Origin of the sequence: Burkholderia sp. Ac-20344 (genome assembly GCF_017104975.1) — a bacterium.
Lineage (GTDB): Bacteria > Pseudomonadota > Gammaproteobacteria > Burkholderiales > Burkholderiaceae > Burkholderia.
Map to the genome: position 1 here is coordinate 1 of NZ_JAAGPP010000270.1, position 5,535 is coordinate 5,535.

The window sequence follows — 5,535 nt, forward strand, 5'->3', positions numbered from 1 at the left end:
GACGCGCTCGCCGCCGGGCCGGCGTCGGCATCGAATGCGCGGCCGTCGCGCTCGCCGCGCGCGTGGCGGCTCGCGCTGTTCTTCGGCATCGCGACGGGCGCGTACACGCTCGTGCTCGCGTGGCTGCCGCCGTACTACATGCGGCTCGGCTGGTCGCCGACGGCGGCCGGCAGCCTGCTCGGCGGCATGACGCTCGCGGAAGTCGTCGCGGGGCTCACGATCTCGGCGACGATCGACCGCCTGCCCGATCGCCGGCCCGCGTTGCAGGCGGCGATCGCGTCGCTGTTCGTCGGGTTGCTGGTGATGCTGGCCGCACCGGAAGCGCTCGCGTTGCCGGCTGCGCTGCTGATGGGCGCGGGGATCGGCGCGCTGTTTCCGCTGTCGCTGATCGTCACGGTCGACCACGCGGCAACGCCGGCCGATGCTGCGTCGCTGACGGGGTTCGTGCAGGGTGTGGGCTATTTGATCGCAGGGCTGTTTCCGTTCGCGGCAGGCATCGTGCGCCAGCATCTCGCGGACCTGACGCCGGCGTGGGTTGCGATGGCCTGCCTGTGTGTCGCGCTGTTCGCGCTGGCGGCAGGGTTTGCGCCGCGGCTGGCGCGGCAAGCGGCGCGGGCCTGACCGGCCCGGCGGCTCACGGCGTCGGCATGATCAGCCCGCGCTTGCGTACAGCGTCGAATCCGCGAACCCTTCCGCGTCGAGCACGCGCCCGATCAGGATCAGCGCGGTGCGCTCGATCTGCGTGCCCTGCACCTTGCCGACGATATCGGCGAGCGTGCCGGTCACGCGTTCTTCATCCGGCCAGCTCGCGCGATAGATCACCGCGACTGGGCAATCGGCGCCGTAATGCGGCAGCACTTCGTCGACGATGCGGGCAATATGGCGCACGCCGAGATGGATCGCGAGCGTCGCGCGGTGCACGGCGAGCGCGCCGAGCGCTTCGCCTTCCGGCATCGTCGTCTTGCCCGCGAAGCGCGTGAGGATCACCGTCTGCGCGACGCCGGGCAGCGTCAGCTCGACGCCGAGCGTCGCCGCGCACGCGGCCGTGGCCGTCACGCCGGGCACGATTTCGTATGGAATCCCGAGCGCCTTCAACCGGCGAATCTGCTCGCCGATCGCGCCATACAGCGACGGGTCGCCCGAATGCACGCGCGCGACGTCCTGCCCTTTCGCGTGCGCGCCGGCCAGCAGCGCGACGATTGCGTCGAGGTCGAGCTCGGCCGTATTGACGACCTGCTCCGCGCGATGGCCGTCGAGCACGGCGGGCGGCACCAGCGAACCTGCATACAGGATCACCGGGCACGTGCGCACGAGGCGCTGGCCCTTCACCGTGATCAGCTCCGGGTCGCCGGGGCCCGCGCCGATGAAATACACCGTCATCGAAAAATCTCCGTCAATTCGTGGGATGAGCGGCTGCGCGGCGTCATGCGCGCGCGGCCGGATCGAGCGCGTCGATGAGCGCCGCGGCCGAGTCGAATCCGCGGTCGGCGTCGGGCAGCGGCGGCCGGCGCAGCATCACGACCGGCAGCCTGCGTTCGCGCGCGACGTCGAGCTTGGCTTCGGTCGCCGCGCCACCGCTGTTCTTGCTGACGACGACGTCGATACCCAACAGCGCGAACAGCGCCCGCTCGCCGTCGAGCGTGAACGGCCCGCGCGCGGCGACGATCTGCGCATGCGCGTTGCCGGGATGCACGTCGAGGCAGCGTACGAGCCAGAACTGGTGCGGCGGGATCGCGTCGAGATGCGCAAGCGGTTCGCGGCCGAGCGTGAACAGCGGCCGCCTGAACGGCGCGAGCGCGGCCTCGATGCCGGCCCAGTCGTCGACCATGCGCCAGTCGTCGCCGGGTTGCGGCGACCACGGCGCGCGGCGCAGCGCCCACAGCGGCACGCCCGCTTCATGCGCCGCGGCCGCGGCATTCGCGCTGATCTGCGCGGCATACGGATGCGTCGCGTCGATCACGAGGCCGATGCCGGCGTCGCGCAGATACGCGGCCAGCCCGGCCGCGCCGCCGAAGCCGCCGACGCGCACGTCGCAGCGCAGGTCGTCGGGCACCTTGCCGAGGCCGGCCAGGCTGTAGACATGACCGGCCCCAAGCGCGCGCGCGATTTTCAGCGCATCGCCGGTACCGCCGAGCAGCAGGATGCGCACGCTCATCGCGCCTCCCCGACGAAGCGGCCCTGCCGGTCGATCGCGAACATCTCGACGGCGACCGACGGCGGCACGATGTCGCGCGCGACGCGCAGCGCGTGCGCGCAGACGAGATCGCCGAGCGGGACGCCGTCGGCGTGCGCGAGCTTCAGCGCTTCCTGGCTCGTGTTCGCGGCGCGCATCGCGGCTTGCAGCGCAACGCTCGCGCCGCCTTCGGCCGCCCACTGCGCGAGCAGCGGCAGGTCGATGCTCGAATGGCGGCTGTGCAGGTCGAGATGGCCGGCTGCGAGCTTGCTGAGCTTGCCGAAGCCGCCGCACATCGACAGCCGCGCGACCGGCGCGCGCCGCAGGTGCTTGAGCACCGCGCCCGCGAAATCGCCCATCTCGATCAGCGCCATGTCGGGCAATTGATAGTGCGCGCGCATCGCGTCCTCGCTTGCGTTGCCGGTGCACGCGGCAATGTGGGTGATGCCGTTCGCCCGCGCGACGTCGATGCCCTGATGGATCGACGCGATGTAGGCCGAGCACGAGAACGGCCGCACGATGCCGGTCGTGCCGAGGATCGACAGCCCGCCGACGATGCCGAGGCGCGGGTTCATCGTCTTCAGCGCGAGCGCTTCACCGCCCTCGACGCCGATCGTCACGTCGAAGCCGCCCGCGTAGCCATGCTCGGCCGCCAGCGCTTCCAGGTGCGTCGTCATCATCTGGCGCGGTACCGGGTTGATTGCCGGTTCGCCGACCGGCAGCGTCAGCCCCGCGCGCGTAACCGTGCCGACGCCCGGCCCCGCATGAAACCGTACGCCGGGCGCCGCCGCGAGCGCGACACGCGCGAAGATCAGCGCGCCGTGCGTGACGTCCGGATCGTCGCCGGCATCCTTGATCGTGCCGGCTTCCGCACCGTCGGCCGTGGCCCGGCAGAACTCGAGCCGCATCATCACGCGCTGCCCCTTCGGCAGCACGATCTCGACTGCGTCGTCCGCCTGGCCCGCGAGCAGCAGCCGCGCGGCGGCGAGCGACGTGGCAGTCGCGCAGCTGCCGGTCGTGTAGCCGAAGCGTAGCGGCGCGGGGTGTTCGGGGGTCTCGTCGCGCATCACGCGTCCGTTGTGTTCGTTGCGTTCGTCGTGGGCGACGATGCGGTCGTGTCGGCCGCGTCGGGCTTGCGCACGTCGTACAGTGTGACCGGCAACGGCTGCCGCCATGTATCGAAACGGCCGAGCGGCTCGGCGTGCGCGAGCGACACGCGCGTGAGCGTGCCGCCATGCGCATCGCGCCACGCGGCAAGCGCCATCTCGCCCTGCAGCGTGACCGCGTTCGCGACCAGCCGGCCGCCGGGTTTCAGCGCCGCCCAGCACGCGTCGAGCGCGCCGGGCGCGGTCGCTCCGCCGCCGATGAAGATCGCGTCGGGTGCGGCGAGCCCCGCGAGCGCATCGGGGGCGCGGCCCGCGACGAGCTGCAGGCCCGGTACGCCGAGCGCGTCGCGGTTGTGCTCGATGAAACGCTGCCGCTCCGCATGCGCCTCGATCGCGATCGCCTGGCATGACGGATCCGCGCGCATCCATTCGATGCCGATCGAGCCGCTGCCGGCGCCGACGTCCCACAACAGCTCGCCGGGCGCGGGCGCGAGACGACCGAGTGTCATCGCGCGCAGGTCGCGCTTGGTGAGCTGGCCGTCGTGACGGTACGCGTCGTCGGGCAGGCCGGGCGTGAGCGCACGACGCGGCGCGTCGGGGCCGGCCTGGCAGTCGAGCGCAACCAGATTGAGCGCGGCCGTTTCGTCGATGCGCCAGTCCTGCGCCAGGCCATCGAGACGCCGCTCGAGCGGGCCGCCCAGATGTTCGAACACGCTGATGCGCGTCGGCCCGAAGCCGCGCGCGACGAGTTCGGCCGCGACGGCAGCCGGCGTACGGCCGTCGGCGCTCAGCACGAACAGGCGGCGGCCGGGCAGCAGGTGACGCGCGAGCGTCGCAAGCGGACGGCCGACGAGCGAGACCGCGCCGACATCCTGCAGCGCCCAGCCGACGCGTGCGGCCGCGAGCGACAACGACGACGGCGCGGGGAGCACGCGCCATTCGTCGGGGGAAAGCTGGCGTGCGAGCGTGGCGCCGACGCCGAACAGCATCGGGTCGCCGCTGGCGAGCACGCAGACGGGCGACCCGCGCCGCGCGAGCACACCCGCGAGATCGAACGGGGACGGCCACGTTTCGCGCGCGGCCGGCAGCCGCGCGGGCAGCATGTCGAGATGCCGCTTCGCGCCGACGACGAGCGTCGCGTCGAGCAGCGCGCGGCGCGCGCTGCGCCCGAGCCCTGCGTAACCGTCGTCGCCGATGCCCACTACCGTCAGCCACGCCGTCATGCACCCTTCCCCATCGTTCGATTCCCTACCGTTTGTTGCGATGCGCGGCTGCCGGGCCGCCGCGCGTTGATCCGTTGTCGACCTGATCCTGATCCGCTTCCGCGCCATGTGCGCCGCACGCCCGCCAGGGCGATACGGTGACGATGTCAGCCGCGCGGCACGCCCCCCGACCAGGGTCAGCAAGCCCAGAACCCTGCCGCCGATCGACGCGAACAGCAACCCCATGAGCGGCCGCGCGCCGCTTCTCCTGTAAAGGAACGTGCCGCCCGCCACGATCGGCATGCCGAGGCCGGCGAGCCCGACATTCTTCGGCCACTCGGCCGACGGTGCAAGCGGGATCAGTATGCACGCGAGCAGCATTCATGCCGGGATGGCCAGCAGCCCCAGTGCGATGCCCATCCCGAACAGCTCCGTCCTGCCGAGTTTCATCGCGGATGCCGACGATCGCCGATCTGATGTCGAGCCGCCAATCGTACCATTTGCGAGACAGCGCAAAACCGGCTGCGGCCATGCTGCGACGCGGTTGTGCGACGAATCGCCGATGCCGGATCGTCGCGAAAATCGGGTATCCTACGGCCGTTCGTTCGCCGGTGCCCTTCGGGGCCGAAGAGGGAACACAGGGCGCGCCGAGCGCCGCTGTGGCTGCCCCCGCAACTGTAGACAGCGAGCCGATCTCCCCCCTCATGCCACTGGTTTCACCGGGAAGGCCGGGAGCCGGCGCCGACCTGTCAGCCAGGAGACCTGCCGGCCAGAAAGTGCGTGCGTGCCAGTCGGCGTCGGGCGGGGTGTACCGATGCGTTGGCCGCGGCGCGACACTGTCCCGGTATCCCGTTGAGTTCCGCCCCCGTTTCGATTCCTGCGTCGCCCATCGTGCGCCCGTCGGCTTGCCCGGGGCTCGTGCGCGTGGTCGCGGCCGCCGACGGCGGCCTGTGCCGGATCAAGCTGCCGGGCGGCCGGCTCGATGCGCGCCAGGCGCGTGCGATCGCCGCCGCCGCGCGTGCATTCGGCTCCGGTGCGATCGACGCGACCAATC

The 5,535-nt window shown here is 71.9% G+C and carries 5 protein-coding genes, 1 pseudogene and 1 riboswitch; of the genes and pseudogenes, 2 read left to right on the top strand and 4 right to left on the bottom strand.

Going from position 1 to position 5,535, the window contains the following annotated elements:
- A partial coding sequence (locus G3N64_RS37900) for an MFS transporter (protein WP_205788711.1) occupies positions 1–621 on the top strand: 621 nt, incomplete at its 5' end.
- Between the two features lie 30 nt (positions 622–651).
- Here the strand turns inward: G3N64_RS37900 and cobM are convergent.
- The 4 genes from cobM to cbiE are packed head-to-tail and all read right to left on the bottom strand — an operon-like array spanning position 652 to position 4,502.
- Positions 652–1,380, bottom strand: coding sequence for a precorrin-4 C(11)-methyltransferase (cobM, locus tag G3N64_RS37905; protein WP_205788712.1), 729 nt, complete (start codon positions 1,378–1,380; stop codon positions 652–654).
- 43 nt (positions 1,381–1,423) lie between these two features.
- A complete protein-coding gene (locus tag G3N64_RS37910; protein ID WP_205788713.1) occupies positions 1,424–2,155 on the bottom strand; it encodes a cobalt-precorrin-6A reductase in 732 nt (243 codons plus the stop codon).
- Positions 2,152–3,240 carry a cobalt-precorrin-5B (C(1))-methyltransferase gene (locus tag G3N64_RS37915; RefSeq protein WP_205788714.1) on the bottom strand — a complete coding sequence of 363 codons (1,089 nt, stop codon included), beginning with the start codon at positions 3,238–3,240 and terminating at the stop codon, positions 2,152–2,154. Before G3N64_RS37915 ends, G3N64_RS37910 begins: the two co-directional genes overlap by 4 nt.
- Entirely contained in the window at positions 3,240–4,502 is a 1,263-nt protein-coding gene (cbiE, locus tag G3N64_RS37920) for a precorrin-6y C5,15-methyltransferase (decarboxylating) subunit CbiE (protein WP_205788715.1), read from the bottom strand. Before cbiE ends, G3N64_RS37915 begins: the two co-directional genes overlap by 1 nt.
- Positions 4,503–5,073: 571 nt before the next feature.
- Positions 5,074–5,266, top strand: a riboswitch (cobalamin riboswitch).
- A gap of 106 nt (positions 5,267–5,372) precedes the next feature.
- Between cbiE and G3N64_RS37925 the strand changes: the two are divergent.
- Positions 5,373–5,535: pseudogene (locus G3N64_RS37925) on the top strand (precorrin-3B synthase); the annotation flags it as partial.

Bases quoted from the DNA above. Each gene is read 5' to 3' on its own strand.
- G3N64_RS37910 (WP_205788713.1), bottom strand. From the start codon at position 2,155: ATGAGCGTGCGCATCCTGCTGCTCGGCGGTACCGGCGATGCGCTGAAA.
- G3N64_RS37915 (WP_205788714.1), bottom strand. From the start codon at position 3,240: ATGCGCGACGAGACCCCCGAACACCCCGCGCCGCTACGCTTCGGCTAC.
- cbiE (WP_205788715.1), bottom strand. From the start codon at position 4,502: ATGACGGCGTGGCTGACGGTAGTGGGCATCGGCGACGACGGTTACGCA.
- cobM (WP_205788712.1), bottom strand. From the start codon at position 1,380: ATGACGGTGTATTTCATCGGCGCGGGCCCCGGCGACCCGGAGCTGATC.